We start from the raw sequence: 18,398 nt of genomic DNA on the forward strand, positions 1-18,398 counted from the left end.
TTGGGACATGCAGGTTATTTTATACAATGATTTAAAAAACATTATTACCACTGGAGATATTATTTCCGTCGCAGCTTTATCTGTCGGAAATTTACCAGCAGAAATATTAAAACATATAGTTGAAGAATACGATGAAACGGGAAGCCCGGATAACCTTACGTTTATCATGGCAAATGATATAAGTGATTACGAGGGCGGGATTGATCTTGATGCTTTCGTTCAACGGGGGATGATTAAACGGTTAATAACGAGTCTACTCACAGCCTCACCAGCTACTATTGAGGCGATTAAAAATAATGCAATTGAAGCGTATTTTTTCCCACAGGGAATTCTCGCCGTACAATATCGGAATCAGTCCGTTTCCTCCCCGGGGATGATTACAAAAATAGGTTTAAATACAAGTGTTGACCCTAGAAATTCAGGCGGAATGGTTAATGATGTCACCACCGAGCGCTTAGTCTCTGTATTAGAAATCAAGGGAGAAGAATATTTACACTATGACTTTCCTGGCATTGATACAGCTCTTTTACGGGGGACCTACGCTGACGAAAAAGGGAATATTTTTATGACTCATGAGTCCCATTTGGGAGAAGGATACAGTGTAGCGGCTGCCACCCATCAAAATGGCGGGAAGGTGATTGTTCAGGTTAAAGAAATTGTTCAAAGCGGCAGCTTTCCCCCTCATGATGTGTTTATTCCCGGTGAACTTGTGGATTACGTTGTTATAAACGAAAACCCTGAATATCATAAGCAGGTGATGCAGACTTATTATGATCCTGCTTTATCAGGTCATTACCGGGTGAGCAATATACAGGAGCAGCCTATGAAACTTAGCTCCCGTAAAATTATTCTAAGACGGGCTGCCCAGTTTTTAAGTGAAGGGGATGTAGTCAGTATTGGATTCGGTATAAATAATGAGCTGCCAAATGTATTAATAGAAGAGCAGGCGGAGAATTTGGTTCAGCTTAATATTGATACCGGCATATTCGGAGGAATTATTGGCAGTAAAGACCGCTTTGGAATGAACTATAATCTCGACGCAAGAATGCGCCATGAGCTGACATGGGACTTTATATATCATGGCGGCCATGACATAGCCTATCTCAGTTTTGCGGAAATCGACCAGCTGGGAAACGTAAATGTCTCCTGTTTTGGCAATAAAAGGAGCGGAAGTGGCGGGTTTATAGACATAAGTCAAACTGTGAAGGCTATTATTTTTTCGGGAACTCTGGTTGCGGGCAGCCAGTCTTGTTGTGAAAATAACCAATTGATCATTGAACAGGAAGGCCACTCGCATAAATTTGTAAAAAATGTACAAAGTGTAGATTTCAACGCAGCGTATTCGAGAGAGCTGAATCAACAGGTTTTTTATGTAACTGAACGCGCTGTATTCCAATTGGTGGAGGAAGGCTTAAAATTAATTGAAATCAGTCCGGGGCTGGATCTGCAGAGGGATGTTTTATCAAAGATGGATTTTGATCCTATTATTTCTGACGAGTTGAAAATTACAGACCAACATATTTATCAAAATGATTGGGGGGAATTGAAGCAATCGATCCAACATCGGACTCATATTGATAAAGGAGAAGATAAATATGAATTATGATTGGATTAAAACAAGATCAGATTTTGACAGAGTGAAAGCAGCGATTATCGATCCGGGTAAGGGCACAGAATGGTCATATCAGGATTTAAACATCCGTGCGGAGAATTTAGCGAATTATTTGCAGGATCAGGGAGTAAAACGCGGGGATGTCATCGGTATATTCGCACCAAATGATGTTGCGATACTGGATGTGTTGTTTGCCTCATTTAAACTGGGAGCCGTTTTCCTGCCTATTAATTGGCGGCTGAAATCTTTAGAGATTGAAAGCATCATTTCGGATTCTAATGTCAGGCTGATTTTTTACGCCTCCAATCATCTGGAGTCCCTGAAAGGAATCCCCCAGGAGCTAATCCATATGGATGTCGATTCGTCGGAATATGATGACATTGTTAATCCTGAAAACCACCGCCCATTTAAAAGTGTCAATGTAGAAAGCGATGACCTTGCATCTTTAATATATACGAGCGGGACAACAGGATTACCTAAAGGGGTTATGTTCACTTACGATTCGTTTGTTAATAACATGATCAATACCGCATTGACGTATAAAACACATGCCGGTTATACAACAATTGTATCAACTCCGATGTTTCATGTACTGGGATTTAATGATTTGTCGCTGCCGTTATTAATGGCTGGCGGAACATTGATTCTGCATCGCTATTTTGACGGAAAGGAATTAAATGATCTGATGGTAAAATACCAGCCCGATTATTTAATGCTCATACCAACTATGTATTATGGCATGCTGGCAGCTGGTAATCTTGATATTCAGGGCTTCAAAAATATTGAGTTCTTAATACAGGGGGGCTCTGCACCGCTCCCGGCTGTACAGAAAAAATTTGAGAGTATGGGTTACACATTAGTCAATGGCTACGGTTTAACTGAAGCTCCACTTGTTATGGTTAATACACCTGATAATGCAATAAAAAAACCAATGAGTATTGGCAAGCCTGTCATGTATATGGATGTGCGCCTGCTGGATGAAAATTATAACGATGTTGAAACTGGTGAAATCGGGGAATTGGCAATCAACGGTAAAAACGTTACTCCGGGTTATTGGAACAAACCGGAAGAAACAAAAAAATCGTTTGCAGGCAAGTATTTCTTAACAGGTGATTTAGCGAGGCAGGATGAAGATGGTGATATCTTTATCATCAACCGGAAAAAGGAGCTCATTATTACCGGGGGTGAAAATGTTCTTCCTTCTGAAGTGGAAGGTGTATTATCAGAACATTCGCTTGTGAGGCAAACGGTGGTAGTGGGGTATGAAAGTCCTGAATTTGGAGAATCTGTTTCTGCAATAGTGCAATTAAAAGAGGACGATCCGGATTTCGAAGCTAAACTGGACAAGCATGTGAGAGAGCACCTGGCAGGCTACAAAATACCGCGAATGTATTTAAAAGTGAAGGATATACCATTAAACTCAACCGCGAAGCCTGACAGAATAGCATTACAAAAAATGGCGAATCAAAAAGCACAGGAAGAAAATCAGAGAAACGAATTGCTTTAAGCGACTTTTTTGAAAGCGCTATCAGAATATACTGGAGGCTATACCATGGCTGAAAAACAAGCACTGATAAAAGAATTATATCCTGAAGATTTATTAAATATTTCTAAAGAGTTAACTGAAGGAGAAGTTCAGTTTTTAAAACAACTCAATGATCTGCTGGAAGAAAAATACCGGGATTCAATTAATGATCACTGGGCTAATGCAACAGTGCCTGAAGACTTTTTTAATGACATGGGTAAACTAAATTATTTCAATAACCCATTGCTGTTTGAAGGCCGGGAGGGTGAACGGGCTACGAGTCAGCTGTTTCAGTTTTTCATGTTATATACAGTGGCAAGGTTTGATGTTTCATTAGTTACTTTGATGGGCGTGCATCAGGGTTTAGGACACAATGCGTTCCTGTTTGGCGGAAGCAAAGAACAAGTGGCGTATTATGTGCCGAAATTACAATCTCACGAACTGAGGACCTGCTTTGCTTTAACCGAACCTGAACACGGGTCGGATGTAGCTGGAGGTTTAGCAACGACGGCTAAGCGCGAGGGTGATAAATGGGTAATAAACGGTGTGAAAAAATGGATAGGCGGAGCCCATATTTCGGATGTTATACCAGTTTTTGCTACAGATGTGGATACAGGTAAACCAAAGGGATTTATTATTCGGCCTGGTCAGGACGGCGTGGATATGGATGTTATTGAAAATAAAATCGCTTTGAGAATTGTCCCGAATGCTAATATTCACTTAAACAACGTTGTCGTCCAAGAGGAAGACAGGCTGCAAAATATTAATGGCTTCAAAGACATTGCGAAAGTGCTGTACTCCACACGTGCTGGTGTGGCCCATATGGCGACAGGAGCGATAGCCGGGACCCTTCGGGCAGCTCTGGATTATGTGACCGAACGTAAACAATTTGGCAAAGAACTCAGCAAATATCAGTTAATTCAGGAGAAATTGGCAATGATACAGGGAAATCTATCCCATGCAATGAGTCTGTCTGCGCAGCTTGCCCGGATGCAGGGGAACGGGGAATATGATGAAGTGGCAACCTCAACCGCAAAAATGATGAACGCCTTAAGATTAAGGGAGTCTGTTGCAATGGGACGAGCCGTTACAGGTGGCAACGGTATTCTTGCCGAATATGATATCGCGAGGTTTTTCTCTGATGCCGAAGCCATTTACACCTACGAGGGCACTCATGAAATTAATGCCTTAGTTATTGGGAGAGCATTAACAGGGGATTCTGCATTTATATAACTGCAGGGAGCGGCTAAATAAATTTCAGAAATATGGAGGTTATTTCATGACGATGAGAAAAGCAACCGTTTTAGGCGCGGGGTTAATGGGCAGTCAAATTGCCGCCCTTTTGGTTAATGCAGGTTTAAAGGTAAAACTGCTGGACATAGCAGTTGACGAGAGCGATCCAAACAAGATTTCCAAAAAATCATATGATATGATTACTGATCCAAAACGGCCGCAGTTATTTGATTTAAACTTCGCCTCTAATTTGACTTATGGCAATTTTACAGAAGATTTAACTGGGCAGGATGACTCGGATATTTTTATTGAAGCTGTAAAGGAAGAAGTGGAAATAAAGCATAGCATCTGGGATCAGGTGAGACGTGTTGCCAAAGATGATGCGTTATTTGCCACAAATACTTCAGGTATTCCAATAAAGGCAATAGCCCAGGTCTTTAACGATTCGGAGCAGGAAAGATTTTTCGGCATGCACTTCTTCAACCCGCCCCGGGTCATGAAGCTAGTAGAAGTGATCCCTGGATCTAATACGTCCCCTGAAGTCACAAATAAAGTCCAGGCCTTTGCTGCAGATGTGCTGGGCAAGGGTGTCATCATAGCAAACGATGTGCCTGCATTTGTTGCTAACCGGATAGGGACACAGACAATGAACGATGTTATGTATCGTGCAGAGAATACAGGCCTGTCCATTGCAGAAGTCGATGCACTCACGGGACGCGGTATCGGAAGGCCAAGTCTCGGGACGTACGGGCTTGTTGATCTGGTAGGGCTTGATATTGCGACAACCGTCATCAAGGGCCTGCGGCAGGATCCGGAAGAACAGGAATTTTTCCACGAGACAAGTACTGCAGGAAAACTGATGGAACAGGGTGCGTTGGGGAGGAAAACCAAGCAGGGTTTTTATAAGAAGGACAAGAAATCACTGCTGGTTTTTGATCCTGAAAGCAATGAATATGTACAGCCAAAGCAGCCTGATTTTGAGCTGCTGAACAGCTTCAGTAAAGACTTGAAGTCAAATATGGACATCATCTACAACGCTGAAGATGAAGCGGGCAGGTTCTTATGGGAAACCCTTAGAAACAATTTCTACTATTGTGCTTTGAATGTGCCAAAAGCGGCAACGGATTTTAAAGATATAGACCGTGCCGTGGTGTGGGGGTTCAACTGGAAAAAAGGGCCCTTCCAGCTATGGGACCTGATGGGGTTCGAACGCGTTAAGGAACGCATGCAGCGGGAGCTGGGGCCATTACCGGAATGGATAGAAAAACGCAGCACATCATTTTATTCTGAAGGTGAGTCAATTGAGCGTGTGACTCCTGTATCAGCGTTTACAGATAGTGAACTGTGGAACAGGGAAGACTCCAGCCTTTCTGTGGCAAATAGAGACCAGCTGTTACTGAAGCTGCAAAGTAATAATAATATTATTACCGATGGCTTTGCTGATGATTTAATCGAGTCTATCGATATTTTAGAAAACGAAGATTACTCGAGCATGGTCATCTATGCAGAAGGAAACAATTTCAGTGTAGGTGCCAACCTATATCTGATGAAAAAAGCACATGAAGAAAACAAAGTGGAAGACATCGTTGGGCCTGCAATTGAAAAACTGCACGAAAGCTTCAGCCGCCTTAAATATGCACTTAAGCCCGTCGTGACAGCCGTCCACGGGAAAGCTTTAGGCGGCGGTTGTGAATTGGTCCTTCATTCACCGGTCGTAGTAGCTGCAAGTGAAACATACATGGGACTTGTGGAAGCAGGGGTGGGACTCCTTCCTAGCGGTGGCGGCCTTGCTGAAATGGCGGACCGGATTCTCGGAACGAACCATAAGCACAACGATAAACAGGAATCGATGACGAAGGTACTGACGAATGTAGGGTTCGCAAAAGTATCAACGAATGCTTATGAAGCGCTCAGGTATGGTTATCTAAGAGAAACCGATTCCATTATACTGAATACAGAGAAAAGAGTAGAAATAGCATTGAAACGAGCACAGTTTGAAGTAGAGACAAATTATGTTCCCCGGCCGAAATTGACCTATTTTGCTTTAGGCAGAGATTATAAAGCACTCGCTCAAGGCCAGCTGGATGCCCAGCGTGTCGGAAACTTCATAAGTGCTCATGATTATACAATCACTTTAAGTGTTGCCGATGTTTTATCCGGAGGAGACCTTCCGCGTAACACCTATATTAATCAAAAATACCTTCAAAAGCTTGAAAAACAAAAATTCTTGATGCTGTTACAAAACGAAAAAACGTACGAGCGAATTACTCATATGCTGGCTACAGGCGAGCCTTTACGAAATTAAAAATTGTGGCAGCAAAGAAAGGGTGAAAATCAGTGCAAGATGCGTATATAGTAGCTTATGGACGTTCTGCTTCAGCTAAAGGAAAGTTAAGTGGTGCTATGGCTCACGAAAGACCTGATGAAGTTGCAGCACAGGTACTAAAAGGAGTATTGGACCGGGTAGGTGGTCAATTCCATCCAAATATGGTACAGGACGTTATCGTCGGTAATGCTTTTCCTGAAGGGCTGCAGGGACAAAATATCGCACGTTCGATTGCGTTGCTTGCTGGGCTGTCGGAAGACGTTCCGGCCCAGACTGTGAATCGTTATTGTTCTTCAGGACTTCAAACGATCGCGATGGCGGCTAATCAGATTGTGTCTGGCCAGGCAGATATTATAGCAGCCGGCGGAGTTGAACTGATGAGTGCCGTTCCGATGGGGGGAAATGAGCCGGTCAACAGTCCAATACTCCAGGAGGAAGAGGCCGGAGTGTCCTATCCAATGGGGCTGACGGCCGAGATGGTGGCCGAAAAATATAATGTCTCCCGGGAAGATCAGGATGCTTATGCTGTTCAAAGTCATCAGCGTGCTAAAAATGCCCAGGATTTAAGAAAGTTCGATGACGAGATTATTCCCATTAATGTAACTAAGGTCACGTACAATAATGACGGCCCAGTGGTAACAAAAGATATATTTGACACGGACGAACTGGTGCGCCCTGATACCAATATGGAGGATCTAGCGAAGCTGCCCACTGTGTTCAAAGCCGATGGGACCGTAACAGCCGGTTCATCTGCCCCGCTTACCGATGGCTCAGGATTTGTGGTTGTAATGTCGGGAGACAAAGTTAAAGAATTAGGCGTCACACCGATTGCACGATTCGTGGGCTTCAAGGCAGCGGGTGTTGATCCAAAAATCATGGGGATTGGTCCGGCTTATGCCATTCCGGATGTGTTAAAATTAACTGACCTGTCGGTTGATGATATGGATTTAATCGAACTAAATGAAGCATTCGCAGCACAAACGGTGGCCTCTATCAGACAGACAGGGTTAGATATGACCAAAACGAATGTTAATGGAGGCGCCATCTCATTAGGCCATCCTCTTGGGGCATCGGGAGCGATGCTGACTGCAAAGCTGCTTGCTGAAATGAAAAAAAGACCAGATTCCAAGTATGGCATGGTGACCATGTGTATTGGAGGGGGCATGGGGGCTGCAGGTATATTTGAATACATCAGATAGTTAACTCCGGCGTTTTAATGTGTTAGTTATCTTTGTCCGCCTGAACAATTACCAGGCATCCGTAAATATCCAGGGGGGCTGTCCTATTTTTGGGACATCCCCACTTTTGTTTTCACGCTGACAGGAGCATTAGGAGGAAATAAATTGCTTAATCATAGAAAAAATATTCAGGGAGGGAAACATGAAGGTATTAAGACTGGCTTACAAATTATTTGGCACTATATCATTTGCTTTGATTCTCATGGACTTGCGCCATATTATTGATATACCGGGAGGGTTATTTATACTATTATGCCTTATTCTGGCCATTTCGATTGGGGTTTTCTTTTACCTTCAACGAAAACAGTCAAGTGCTTCCACTGATGATGGAAATTGAGGTGATTATTAATGGAGCTTTTTTATGTATTAGCGGTATTAATAAGTACCGGAACTTTTTTATTTTATCTAGGTAAAATTAAGCGTAATAAATGAAAAGAACGTAGCCTCGATAGGAGTGTTCCCTCCATTATGATACATCTATTTTCTTTCTTACGATATAGATCCACCGGGAGAAACGTTAGCTTCCATAACAAACAAATAGAAAAACCCGGTCATAAAGGTTGGTAATGCAATACATATAACAGGAAAATACAAAGGATTAAGGGAGTGCTTGAAAAGCATTCCTGTTTTTAATATGCCTTAAATCATTTTTTATACCAATAATTCCTTATTTAAAGAAAAATTAGAAATTTATCGTTGAATTTTTTCCTTTTTCTTTTGTATAATTTAGTTATTTTATAGTAATTCATTCCGCCATGAAGGCACATGATCATAAGGAGGCCCACCACCATGCCAACACTCGATGCTACCGACCGGGCTATTTTACGTGCCTTGCAGAAAAACGCCAAAGAATCATATTCCATGATCGCCCGAACCTTAGAGGTAAGTGAAGGAACGATTCGAACCCGGGTTCGAAAAATGCTTGATACCGGGGTTTTTGACTTTATTGTTCACACCGATCCGAAAAAAATCGGTTTGGACGTGCAGGCTATCATCGGTATTAACACCCGGCTCGGCCAACAACAGCACGTTGCCCTTCAGCTACAAACCTTTGAAGCTGTACGTTTTGTCGGAGCCTTTTCCGGTAATCACGATCTAATGATTCAAGCCTATTTTTCGACCAACGATGATTTAGTCTCGTTCATTAATGCCGACTTAGCCGCACTTGAAGGCATATTAGACGTCGATGTCAATGTGGAACTGAAGCAGTACAAAGACAGTTTTTCCTACTAAAAACGATAAATAGTAAAAAAAATTTACTTTTATTACAACATATGGTTTTCATTTCCTTTCTTTTTCGTTATACTAAAGCAACATTTTTCGAAAAGGGGGGAGAGAGCGTATGAAGATGCTCACTACCACAATTTCCAGTCTCTTACTTGCATCTGTCGTTTCGGTCACATTAGAAACATCAGCCGAAGCCGCACATGTAGCCGTTGTTGGCGGCGCCAGTCTGAATCAACCATCGATGCAAGAAATAACAACTAACGGCGGACACGCCCTGCGTACCGAAAGCTATATTTCGGAGGATCAACGCCGGCCATGTGGCACCTCCGAATGCCGCACGATTTTTGAGCAATACCATGACCGTATGAATGAGATTTTTAACCGAACCGACCATGTTCTGACGTTTGATGCATTTGAACAGTCTCTTGTTTACCATTTGCCGAATGGCGATTATTATATCGTTTCCAATTACACGAATGAAGTAAATGGCAACAACCGCCACATCGAAGTCATTTTGCACCAGAGTCTTGATTACGTCCAGGACATGTATATCGAAACAGACGCCGCTTCTTCATACGACTCTCCAATGGTCCTTGGAGACAACCGGTGGGCGAGAAATACCGGCCAGTGGGAAGAATAATCACACCTCCCGAAGCAAGGCCGTCTCCATGTGAAAATGGAGACGGCTTTTGTGTTTTATGTGTGCTTTGTTTATTTTTCAATTTTTTACATAGTCGATGCATTCCGTTGGAAAGCATAGAGGACAAATGCCTCTGAAATATTTCTGACTTTACCCTTATAACTAGGAGAATATGAATGATGAAAACGCTGGCTATTTTTATAGGACTCATTATTGTATCCATCATTGTAGGCTTAAGCTTTCGAATTCTTAGAAACATGATAACGAGCATGCCGTGGGATCATAATTTTGATGTAGCTGTTATAGGCGGGGTATGCGGAGGCATCGTTGCCAGTATTCTTTTAACACAAAAACGTAGAAAAGCAGAGTAAAGGCACTCCTGGAAATAGTTGCTAAAAGATATGCCAATAAGATGCATTATTCACAGCAGCATGAAGGAAAACCATCTTTTAAGCCATTATCATAAAAAATAGAAAACAGGCATCCGTGGCTTTACGAAGTCAAAGGATGCCTGTTTCGTTAAAAAGAAACTGTTGCCGCAATGCTGTGGACAGGCCGGCTGTTTAAGTGAAAACCGAAGGGGAACGCTGCTGTTTGGCCTGATACATGGTGTCATCCGCCTGAGCCAGTACCGTTAAAAAATCAGTCTCCCGTGGGCAGAAATCGTAACGGCCGACACTGACCCGCACGGTAAAGGTATCAATGCTTACTGCACAGGTTTGGTCGATACGGTTATGCAATCGTTCTGCCCATTCCTCGTTCGACAGATCGTGTGAGGGAACCGGCCCCAGGACAATAAACTCATCTCCGCTCAATCGGTAGGCGGTCTGCTCATTCTCAATTGTATGCTGCAGTGCGTCGGCCACACAGCGGAGTACACGATCGCCGGTGAGATGACCATATGTATCGTTGATAATTTTGAATTGATCAACATCCAAAAAATACAGGGCATAGCGTGAGGTCGGAAGAAATGTGTGGTCCCGGAACACCTGCTGCAGTGCTACCCGATTTGGCAGGCGGGTCAGGTCGTCCGTGCGCACGTCATTGCGGGTTTTCTCCAGGTGGGCAATCGTTCGGTTCAAATCCCGGGTCATCCGGCCGATCATCCCGGAAGAACGAAAAGAAGCGCGCGCACTTAAATCACCGGCACGAACCGCGGTTAAGACGGACTGAAAGTGAGTGATACAACGGCGGACGAAGGCAAAAAAGAGACAAAAGTTTAACACGCCTAAAAGGACGCCCGCACTGATGGAGGCGATGGTAAATAAACGCTGAAGTTCGGCGGGAACTGGAATCACGAGCGGCATGATTAGAGAAAAAGCGACGCCTACCACGATGCCAAAACTTAAGTAGACCAGCGCCATCCCGTGAAGATAATTGTATCGCATATAGTTCCTTCCTTTCTGCTCCTGTTCCTCCTGGATGTTAAGAGGAAGGATTTCCGGGGTCTGGTTCATGGGTGTGTAAAATATTAAGAAGGGCATGAATATAGACAGCGTCCAACTCCTCGGTATGCTTACGAAGATGATACAATGCCTGGTCCGGCGTCAGGGCTTTCCTGTAGGAACGGGGAAGCGTCAGGGCCGAATACACATCCACGACACTAAGCAGTCGAAGCGGGGCGGGTAATTCCCATGCCGGTAGTCCGAAGGGGTAGCCCGTCTGGTTACCACGTTCATGGTGATATAAAGCCATGTGAGCTATTGAATCCTCCAGTCCATGCGCCCGGAGCAAATGATATCCCCGCATGGGGTGCTCCTGAACAGTTTCCCATTCTTCCGGTGTCAAAGTGCCCGATTTTTGAAGAATGTATGAAGATATGTATGTTTTCCCCACGTCATGCAGCAGGAAACCAGCTGCAAGTTCTGCCATCTCCATCTGCAGATAATCCGCCAGCACGTTTCCGAGAAGAAACACATCCAATGAATGATGGTACGTTTCGGGTCCCATAGATTGTAACCTGGCTACCAAAGGATAGATACGGCCGTCCCGGCAAAGCGATAGAAACAACGACTCGTATTGATGAAAGGCCGACGCCGAATTATGTACAAAACCCGTTTTATCTGGCCAGTGTTTTTGCCACAGCTGATGTAAATACGTCTGGGAAAGAAGAAGATCCACGGTCATGGGAGTCAATACAAAGCACCGCCTGCCTGTTAAAATGGTACTTTTGTTATAGCACAAAGGAAAGAATAAATAAACCAAATTGCCTGTCAAATTGGTTTTCCCGTCTTTAATTCAATCCAGGCCAGATCGATAAGCATGAAAAATTCCCCGGAGCGATAGCGCTAGAACCTAGCTATCATGAATATATCTTCAAAATTATTTGTAATGAAGGAATAGAATTGGCTCAGCATGATCATTTAAGAGTAAAAATCACAGCATGCTGAATGGAAAATGGATAAAAAAAGAAACCATTGTGTGAAAATGGCTTCTCTCTTTTTTAATCTTATTAAAGTGAGTTTCATCAAAACGAAGAACGTAGGGATTCGTGCAAGATATCCTGGAAAGTCTGAAACGAGCGGTGCTGCTCGCTTGCCGGAGAATAGATAAAGGAAATATCCACCCGGGCGTGTTCCGGTGGCACGGGCGTGCATGCGATGTAATCATCCTGAAATGAATGCACGTATCGCTCGGACAGCAGGGCGATCCCCATTCCGGCCCGGACGTGTCCCAATAGTGATTCGAGGTTCGAGAAGGTGATCACCTGCTTCGGAATGACGCCTTCCTGATGAATCATTTGCAGCAGGCGTTCCCGGAACATGCAGCCGGGTTCCAGCACAAGAACAGTCTGCTGGTGTACGTCCTGAAGACTCCCGAGCGGAAGCACCAGCGGGTTGGAAACGAGAGTAAGAGTTTCTGTGGAAAATATGTGCTGATGGAGGGCAGGGTGGCGCACAGGGCCGGTGACAAAGGCCCCCTGGCATTCATGCTGCAGCACCTGCTGGATCAATTCCTCTGTAATGCCGTAGCGAAGCGACACGTCAATGGACGGAAGAGCCTGATGGAGCGATGACATTAACGCCGGCAGGTGGGTTGCCGCCATGGAATTAATGGAACCGAGCACCAGTGGCTCATAAGGCAGTGACGAATCTGAAATTGTGTCCTGCAAATGCTCCCATGAGTTAAGCATGTCTTCCACGCAGGCAAGCACATAGGTTCCCTGCGGAGTGAGCGTGAGACCTCTGGAATGCCGGTGGAAAAGGGGGACGCCGAGCTCATGTTCCAGCCGCTGCAAATGCCCGGTTACGTTCGATTGCACATAGTTCCATTTGTTCGCCACCCTGGAGATGTTTTGCTCATGCGCTAGGGCTCGAAACAGCTGTAAGGTCTGAATGTTCATAGTTCACCTCCAGATATCTGTTTTTATGATAGCTTCCATATTATTTTATCATTATTCATGATCGTACGGGTGGTGTATCGTAGAAGCTACTATAAGTAAGAGGGAGCGAAAGAATATGCATCACGAGGAACGAACGTGCTGGATTCTTGCTGGATTCCTGGGAGTGGGGATCGGCATATGCTGGCCGTGGCTGTGGCAGGCCACGCAGAAATTTCCGGGTTGGACAGAAGTAGGGATGGCAGTAGGTGGAGGACAAATCGTGGTACCTGTGTGTTCCTTTATCCTGGCAGCTTTGGCAATTGGCCGAAGGCCTCTGGCTGCATACTGGGCCGCAGGGATTGCGATTTTAGGCACGATATATTTAACCGTGTTATGGGTTCTGCCGGGAGCGTTGAGCTGGACGGGGTATGTGTTGTATCAGAAACGTAGCGAGCTTAAGAGCGAGAAACGATAGAAAGAGGAACCATACGGGCAGTAGATTTTAGAAATATAAGGGGGAAGGTGCATGGCCTGGCTGTTAATAATATTATGCTTTACCGGAGGGGCGGCGCTCGCGTTCCAGGCCGGCGTGAACGGAGAAATCGGCAGCAAAATAGGCAGTGTGGAAACGGCCTTTATCGCTTATTTTGTCGGGACCGTTTGCTTATTCTTAAGCACGCTGGTGCAGGGAGGCCTCTCGTTTTCGTTTCCATCCTTCTCGTTCTGGAAATGGACGGTCGGGGCGCTGGGCGCTTTTTATATTGTCTGTATCATTCTGGCGGTGCCGAGGATCGGGGCTTCTGCAGCGATTACCGCCGGCATTGCCGGACAGTTGCTGCTCGGAATGCTTCTGGACCATTTTGGTGCATTTGGAACGCCGGAAATCCCAATGGATGCCTCACGGCTGGCCGCGCTCGGATTGATTGGGGTGGCACTGTATCTATTTTATCATTGACGCAGAAAGCCTGTCCGTCGGGGCGGCCAGCTTTTCTGCATCATCTTTTAATAGAAATTCTTATTACATATCCTGATTGTTTACAAGCACACATATAAAGAAAAAAACCCCAAACGGTTGACTGTTTGGGGCTGCCATAATTTTATGCGTTAAACCGCATAAGGGGAGTATATATGCGGTAAATATATACTTAAAGGCAATTCCTTCCTTTTGCTAAAGTCAAAAATGATTTTGCAATGAAACAGGATCTTCCAAAGATATTTCATCCTAATGCATTCATGCAGAGGAAGGTAGGGAAAGTATTTAACTATCTTGATGAGAAGGCAAAGGCTCCTGGGTCAGCTATAGAATCATCTACACGGCACTGCTTGTCCCCGGCCGCTCGACAATAAGCAGATTTCGCTTCTGCTTACGTCGAAATGACTTTTACGTTACAATCGACCTTTTTTTGAACGCTTTTGGCTGTATTGCCAAGAAATGCCCTGTCGATTTTGGAAGCTCCTGATTCCCCGAGCACGACTAGATCTGTCTCGTATCTGGCGCAAATTTTTCCAATGTCCCGTTTCGGAAGGCCGGGCTCCATGATGGTTTCTACTTGAGGGACTCCTTGTTCAACAGCCCATTCTTTGAGTCGTTGAAGCTGGGAAGAAGCCTGGGCCTGAAGCCGGCGGAAGCCGTTCGGGTCCATGCGCTCGAAGGGGGAGTACCCTTTGGTGTCCATCATAAAGGCGATCAGTAACGTAGCCTGGTGCTCCTGTGCTAATTGTACGGCATGAGCTAAAGGGTCGTGCGAAGTGGCTTCAAGAGTTTCGACACCGACTAATATACGCTGAAATTGTTCCATAGTTTTTCTTCCTTTCTAATAAAAATGTTATATCCGCGATCACTCATAGATGGTAGCGGTTGAAGGGAATCAATAATGAAAATGTTTTCATAAAACCAAAAAAAGCCAGAAAAAGAGAAAGTTCTCTTTTTCTGGCTGATGGTCTAGCTTTGATATCTATCCATTGCTGCCGCGTATGAGGAAATGATTAGCACTTCCAAAGAAGAATCATGGTCATTTCTAAAATAAATTACCCGGCAAAGGGAGTAATAAAACATGGGAATGGCACCTTTTTCGGCTTTTTTTATTTTTATAAAACCGCTCGAGTAATAAAAGTTCGTGAAAAAGTGCCGTGGCTATAGCTGCTTCTGGTTCTTGTAACGAAAGAAGAGGTTTACCTGCTTCCGTAAATCAGGTAAAGGGGTACTATCAGTCACGAGAGGAGATAGTCCATCATGAATAAAGCACACTTACTCACAGAAAAATTGGCGCTGCAGGAAGACTATAACCAGGGTAAGGTGTCCTACGACGATTTTCAACAACGGCTGCGGAAGATCCAGGAGCTGTTGAAGCAGGAAAATCCTAAAAAATGATAGATAGGAACGAGGCTCAATAAAACATTTTCTGTACTCTTCCTTTAAATAATATTTTTCGATAGGGTTGGCGCATCTTCCAAGCGTTAGTCCGACAGCGTCTTAAGGCTTAGGATAATACGTGTAATGCTTAGCAGAGGGTGTATAAGAAAAACAAATAAGGAGTAAATAAAATGTCCAACGAACGTCCATTTACCATGATAACGGGAGCTTCCTCGGGCTTGGGGCTGGAGCTTGCAAAATTATTCGCCCAGGATGGATACGACATTGCGGTTTCGGGCTCGAGTGAGCGCATTTTTGAAGCGGCGGAGGCTATTGAACGCTACGGTGTGGAAGCGTATCCTCTTCAGGCAGACGCCTCGACGTATGAGGGAGTGGAGGAATTTTGGGAGTTTGTGAAAAGTAAAAACAGAGAGCTGGATGCGGCTGTGTTAAACGTCGGTGTCAGCATTGGCGGTTCCTTTTTAGAAAACGATTTGCAGGAAGAGCTGCGGTTAATAGACATTAACATTTCGGGAACGGTGCATATGGCGAAGCGCGTCGTTCAGGATATGGTTCCGAATAAAAAGGGAGATATCCTTATCGTTTCGTCTCTGTCGGCGACATTGCCGACACCTTATGAAACAGTGTATGGTCCGTCGAAGGCATTTGGATTTATGTTTGCCGAATCCTTAAGAGAGGAGTTAAGAGACACAGGGATCAATGTAACAGCTATGCTCCCTGGTGCTACAAATACGGATTTTCACCACAATGCCGGCATGGATAATACCTACTTTGGCGATGAGAGAAACAAAAATGACAAAGAACTAGTAGCACAGCAGGGATATGACGCTTTAAAAAATAAACTGGATCACGTGGTTTGTGGCGATGAAGCCACGAAGAAGGCAGCAGAAGAAAATCGAATAACATCTGAAGAGGTCAAGGCAGCTGAACATGCGAAAAAGGCAAAACCTCAGTAACGAGCAAAAACCGAATGATTATTTATACCGAGCCTGGAAAAGACTCCGGGCTCGGGTTTTTTCTTCTTTTTGTTTCTCTTTTTGATAATTTTGAGTTGAGGACCGGGCGTAGTTCATAAAAACACTGGTACAGAAAAAGGTGCAATTTTGCCCTGCAGTAATGAAATGGAACATCCCCAAGGAAAACATATCAAATAAAGGGTGGCATCCGTATACGTCCCTAGTGTCAGGCCCGAGAATACGCCTTCTTTATTAACAGTCCATTGATAGTTTCTTTAATTATATTAAAAACTCCTACGGGCTCTCATTTACTTTTATCATTGCTTGAACCTGGCGAATCTTTTAAATTTGTGTAAAAACAGTTAATATAAGTCTTAATTTATTCATTTATACAAGGAAGCGCACTGGATTACTGTGTTTATATAAAAGGAGTGGCCACATGGAGACAATATATCTTGCCGGCGGCTGCCTATGGGGTGTGCAGGCGTTTATCAAAACGCTGCCTGGCGTGGAGTTTACAGAAGCGGGCAGGGCGAATGGAAGCACTCATACACGGGACGGTGGCTACGATGGCTACGCCGAATGCGTGAAAACGGAATTTGACCCAGCAGTCATCACCGTCACGGAATTGATGGAATATTTATTTGAAATCATTGATCCGTACAGCTTGAATCAGCAGGGGGAAGATATTGGAGAGAAGTACAGAACCGGGGTGTACAGTGAAAAACCGGAACACTTGGCAGAAGCGGAGGCGTTTCTTAAGGAGAGAACGGATTACGATTTTATAATGGTGGAAGTGCTGCCTCTGACAAATTACGTTAAAAGCGCCGAGGAGCATCAGGACAGACTGGATAAACACCCCGGCGATTATTGTCATATTTCAGAGAGGTTATTACGCAAATATAATTAGAATAGAATATTAAATGACTATTGAACCTGCTTCTGCTAGCGGTCAGGCGGGACAAAGATACGAAGCTCATGCGGCAGAACGGCGGCATCAAAAGGCAGCGGCCGGCCTTCGTCTCCATCGATATTAAAAATGTGCCTTTCGGCCGTACTTGCGCGCAGGGTGGCGGTCGCAAAATATTCAATGTCCTCGTGGTGGGAAAGAGAGCCCTGCAGCAGTTCCGGTATCATTTGCGCGATGTTTGTAAGCCCTAATCGTTTAACAATAAACACATGGAAACACCCATCGTGCACCTTCGCCTGGGGTGCGAGTGACTCGATGCCGCCGACCGAATTCGTTAAAGCCACCAGCGCGAGATAAGCGTCGCCTTCCCACACGCCCTGGTCGTGTTCGAGCGTTAACGCAAACGGGGTGTGGTGCCGGAAGGCTTTAGTTCCTTCGAGGACGTAGGCAAGAGGGCCAAATGCAGACTTTTGCTCTGGACTTACGTCGTACACAGCCTCGGCAATTGCTCCAATGGCTAAGACATTCATGAAATACGTACGGTCGACCTTCCCAATGTCGACAGGAATCGTATGCTGCTGGCGGATCACTTCTATAGCTTCAGAAGGGTCAAGAGGTAGCTGCAGCGCCCTGGCGAAGTCATTAACGGTGCCGAGCGGAAGAAAACCAAAAGCCGGCTGGTGGGGCTGCTCTGCCAGGCCATTGACACTTTCGTTAACGGTGCCGTCGCCGCCAAGCGTCACCAGGGCGTCAAATCGCTGTTCGCACGCCTGCTGTGCCAAGTCTTTAGCGTCGCCCGCTTTTTCTGTGTATCGGATTGTAACGTTGTCATATAGCTCCTGCAATACTTTAATAGCAGGAGCTTCATGGGAAAGAGCGTCGGCCTTCCCGGACGAAGGGTTGATAATCAGCATGGCTTTAGACATTAAAAGCTCCTTTTTAATGATAGTAGGTGAACGGTTTCTTGAAAGAATGGCAGCTATTTGAATATGCGGGGCTCATGCTCAAATTCAATTTTCCCATAAAAAACCAGAA

The 18,398-nt window shown here is 44.7% G+C and carries 19 protein-coding genes; 14 read left to right on the top strand and 5 right to left on the bottom strand.

Annotation, left to right across the window (positions count from 1 at the left end; genetic code table 11):
• The first annotated feature begins 7 nt into the window (after positions 1–7).
• The 9 genes from fadX to CHL76_RS08630 all read left to right on the top strand — a co-directional run bounded on the left by fadX (position 8) and on the right by CHL76_RS08630 (position 10,172).
• Positions 8–1,606 carry a fatty acid degradation protein FadX gene (gene fadX / locus CHL76_RS08590; RefSeq protein WP_094908339.1) on the top strand — a complete coding sequence of 533 codons (1,599 nt, stop codon included), beginning with the start codon at positions 8–10 and terminating at the stop codon, positions 1,604–1,606.
• Entirely contained in the window at positions 1,596–3,119 is a 1,524-nt protein-coding gene (fadD, locus tag CHL76_RS08595) for a long-chain-fatty-acid--CoA ligase FadD (protein WP_094908340.1), read from the top strand. The genes fadX and fadD overlap by 11 nt, the downstream gene beginning before the upstream one ends.
• Before the next feature lie 45 nt (positions 3,120–3,164).
• On the top strand, positions 3,165–4,370 hold the full coding sequence (fadE, locus tag CHL76_RS08600; protein WP_094908341.1) for an acyl-CoA dehydrogenase FadE: 1,206 nt from the start codon (positions 3,165–3,167) through the stop codon (positions 4,368–4,370).
• Positions 4,371–4,416: 46 nt separating this feature from the next.
• Positions 4,417–6,675 (top strand): 3-hydroxyacyl-CoA dehydrogenase/crotonase FadB, encoded by a 2,259-nt coding sequence (fadB, locus tag CHL76_RS08605; RefSeq protein WP_094908342.1) that lies wholly within the window; start codon positions 4,417–4,419, stop codon positions 6,673–6,675.
• A 32-nt stretch (positions 6,676–6,707) separates the two neighbouring features.
• The gene (locus tag CHL76_RS08610) at positions 6,708–7,895 is read left to right on the top strand and encodes a thiolase family protein (protein ID WP_079476322.1); all 1,188 of its coding nucleotides are present in this window, start codon (positions 6,708–6,710) and stop codon (positions 7,893–7,895) included.
• A 181-nt stretch (positions 7,896–8,076) separates the two neighbouring features.
• Entirely contained in the window at positions 8,077–8,271 is a 195-nt protein-coding gene (locus CHL76_RS08615; protein WP_079476323.1) for a hypothetical protein, read from the top strand.
• 452 nt (positions 8,272–8,723) lie between these two features.
• Positions 8,724–9,167: an Lrp/AsnC family transcriptional regulator gene (locus CHL76_RS08620; protein ID WP_079476324.1), complete on the top strand. Its 444-nt coding sequence runs from the start codon at positions 8,724–8,726 to the stop codon at positions 9,165–9,167.
• A gap of 109 nt (positions 9,168–9,276) precedes the next feature.
• Positions 9,277–9,801 carry a hypothetical protein gene (locus tag CHL76_RS08625; RefSeq protein ID WP_079476325.1) on the top strand — a complete coding sequence of 175 codons (525 nt, stop codon included), beginning with the start codon at positions 9,277–9,279 and terminating at the stop codon, positions 9,799–9,801.
• A gap of 176 nt (positions 9,802–9,977) precedes the next feature.
• Entirely contained in the window at positions 9,978–10,172 is a 195-nt protein-coding gene (locus CHL76_RS08630) for a hypothetical protein (protein ID WP_079476326.1), read from the top strand.
• 192 nt (positions 10,173–10,364) lie between these two features.
• On the opposite strand, the gene CHL76_RS08635 is transcribed toward CHL76_RS08630, so the two are convergent.
• From CHL76_RS08635 to CHL76_RS08645, 3 genes are all read right to left on the bottom strand, one after another.
• Positions 10,365–11,189: a GGDEF domain-containing protein gene (locus tag CHL76_RS08635; RefSeq protein WP_158219124.1), complete on the bottom strand. Its 825-nt coding sequence runs from the start codon at positions 11,187–11,189 to the stop codon at positions 10,365–10,367.
• Between the two features lie 37 nt (positions 11,190–11,226).
• The gene (locus tag CHL76_RS08640; RefSeq protein ID WP_079476328.1) at positions 11,227–11,928 is read right to left on the bottom strand and encodes an HD-GYP domain-containing protein; all 702 of its coding nucleotides are present in this window, start codon (positions 11,926–11,928) and stop codon (positions 11,227–11,229) included.
• Positions 11,929–12,268: 340 nt separating this feature from the next.
• Positions 12,269–13,144, bottom strand: a complete 876-nt coding sequence (locus CHL76_RS08645) for a LysR family transcriptional regulator (RefSeq protein WP_079476329.1) — start codon at positions 13,142–13,144, stop codon at positions 12,269–12,271.
• A gap of 115 nt (positions 13,145–13,259) precedes the next feature.
• Here CHL76_RS08645 and CHL76_RS08650 point away from each other — a divergent pair, with 115 nt between their 5' ends.
• Both CHL76_RS08650 and CHL76_RS08655 read left to right on the top strand, forming a co-directional pair.
• Positions 13,260–13,598, top strand: coding sequence for a hypothetical protein (locus tag CHL76_RS08650; protein ID WP_079476330.1), 339 nt, complete (start codon positions 13,260–13,262; stop codon positions 13,596–13,598).
• A gap of 51 nt (positions 13,599–13,649) precedes the next feature.
• Entirely contained in the window at positions 13,650–14,078 is a 429-nt protein-coding gene (locus tag CHL76_RS08655) for a DMT family transporter (protein WP_079476331.1), read from the top strand.
• Positions 14,079–14,487: 409 nt separating this feature from the next.
• On the opposite strand, the gene CHL76_RS08660 is transcribed toward CHL76_RS08655, so the two are convergent.
• The gene (locus tag CHL76_RS08660; RefSeq protein WP_079476332.1) at positions 14,488–14,922 is read right to left on the bottom strand and encodes a universal stress protein; all 435 of its coding nucleotides are present in this window, start codon (positions 14,920–14,922) and stop codon (positions 14,488–14,490) included.
• A gap of 434 nt (positions 14,923–15,356) precedes the next feature.
• Here CHL76_RS08660 and CHL76_RS17015 point away from each other — a divergent pair, with 434 nt between their 5' ends.
• From CHL76_RS17015 to CHL76_RS08670, 3 genes are all read left to right on the top strand, one after another.
• A complete protein-coding gene (locus CHL76_RS17015) occupies positions 15,357–15,494 on the top strand; it encodes a hypothetical protein (RefSeq protein WP_158219125.1) in 138 nt (45 codons plus the stop codon).
• Positions 15,495–15,667: 173 nt separating this feature from the next.
• On the top strand, positions 15,668–16,453 hold the full coding sequence (locus CHL76_RS08665; RefSeq protein WP_179124108.1) for an SDR family NAD(P)-dependent oxidoreductase: 786 nt from the start codon (positions 15,668–15,670) through the stop codon (positions 16,451–16,453).
• A 439-nt stretch (positions 16,454–16,892) separates the two neighbouring features.
• Positions 16,893–17,363, top strand: coding sequence for a peptide-methionine (S)-S-oxide reductase (locus tag CHL76_RS08670; protein WP_079476333.1), 471 nt, complete (start codon positions 16,893–16,895; stop codon positions 17,361–17,363).
• 35 nt (positions 17,364–17,398) lie between these two features.
• Here CHL76_RS08670 and CHL76_RS08675 read toward each other — a convergent pair whose 3' ends face one another.
• Entirely contained in the window at positions 17,399–18,289 is an 891-nt protein-coding gene (locus CHL76_RS08675) for a diacylglycerol/lipid kinase family protein (RefSeq protein ID WP_079476334.1), read from the bottom strand.
• Between the last annotated feature and the right edge of the window lie 109 nt (positions 18,290–18,398).

The sequence above is a fragment of the Marinococcus halophilus genome, from assembly GCF_002265875.1.
GTDB lineage: Bacteria > Bacillota > Bacilli > Bacillales > Marinococcaceae > Marinococcus > Marinococcus halophilus.